Source organism: Leptolyngbya cf. ectocarpi LEGE 11479 (assembly GCF_015207065.1).
GTDB lineage: Bacteria > Cyanobacteriota > Cyanobacteriia > Phormidesmidales > Phormidesmidaceae > Leptothoe > Leptothoe ectocarpi.
Genome location: NZ_JADEXP010000640.1, coordinates 1 through 1,251, shown reverse-complemented (window position 1 = coordinate 1,251; position 1,251 = coordinate 1). Strand labels below are relative to the sequence as shown.

The following is a 1,251-nucleotide window of genomic DNA, read 5'->3' as shown; positions in this document are numbered from 1 at the left end:
GTACTCATCGGTGGCTCCCTGGGTAGCGGTGCACTCACTTTAGCGGATGATCAGGCTATGGGCCACAAGTAATGACTATCAAGGGTTTGAACACTTAGTAGGAAAAGTCAGGTCAGCAGCTCCAGGCAACTAATTTAGAACGTACTGTTACTGGTGAAGCCGCTCCAGGTACACTGGTGCAGCTTACCCGCAACGGTCAAATCATTGATGAAGTACTGGTGGACTCCTCTGGCGTATATCGGTTTACCGATGTGCCCTCTACGGGGCAAGGTCGCTATCGTCTTCTTCTCTTTCCCGCAGGGCAGCTAACAGCAACACCAATCGAAACCGACGCCACCTTTTCAAGTCTGCCCGGACAACTGCCAGTAGGAGCCTCAGCGCTAATCGTGTCCGCTGGTTTTGACCGTGATGTCAACAATCAGTTTATAGGAGACTTTAACAATATCGTAGGCGGTCTTAGCTATCGAGCTGGTGTGAGTGAATCCCTAACCCTGGGAGCTGGCATTATTCATGATAAATCGCTCAAATTACTGACTGAAGTATTTTATAGTCCTGACTATACGCCCTTACAGGCCTCCATCTCAGCTCTGCTAGCCCCTGCTGGCGACGTAGAGGTCAATGCTGATGTGCGTTGGCGACCGACCGATGACATGAATCTCAGCTTTAATAGCGATCGCTTTTCCCAACGCTTTCGCGCGGATTGGGCCGTTTTTCCCAACATGGCCTTTACCCTATCTGGCAACACGAGAGATAGTGCGCTGGCCTTGGGCACCCGCGTCAATCTAAACCGAGGTGATTTTTATCTATTTGGCCAGGCAACCGTCGATACCAACAGCAATATTCGTTGGAATGCCCAGGCCCGCTACGGTGCGCTGGGGCTGCGTCACCGAGGCGATGAAATTACTACCCAATCCTATCTAAGCTATAACCTTTCTGGGAGGCTGGCTAACAGCACAGGCCACTCCCTAAATCTGGGCTACGAAACTCGTAATGTAAATGACCTGGCCCAGTTAGCCACTGCTAGCTGGCAGTACACATCTAACCAGCTAAGCCAAGACAGTCGTTCCCTCTGGGATATTGAACTCGGCTACGGCGTCGGTACAGCAGGGTCCGGCCCCATCGTTCAGCTGACCACAGGAATCTTACCAGGTGTCAGCAATTCCAAATTCAAACGGCATCAATTTATACAGAAATAAAGGACATAAGGTTAATGAAGATAGAAACGACCCTGTTGATGTGAGTTCCGGTTAT

General features: G+C 50.4%; 1 protein-coding gene. It reads left to right on the top strand.

Features of this window, described 5'->3' with window-relative positions; all coding sequences use genetic code 11:
• Positions 1-176 precede the first annotated feature (176 nt).
• Positions 177-1,196 (top strand): fimbria/pilus outer membrane usher protein, encoded by a 1,020-nt coding sequence (locus tag IQ260_RS30680; RefSeq protein ID WP_193996816.1) that lies wholly within the window; start codon positions 177-179, stop codon positions 1,194-1,196.
• Positions 1,197-1,251: the final 55 nt, after the last annotated feature.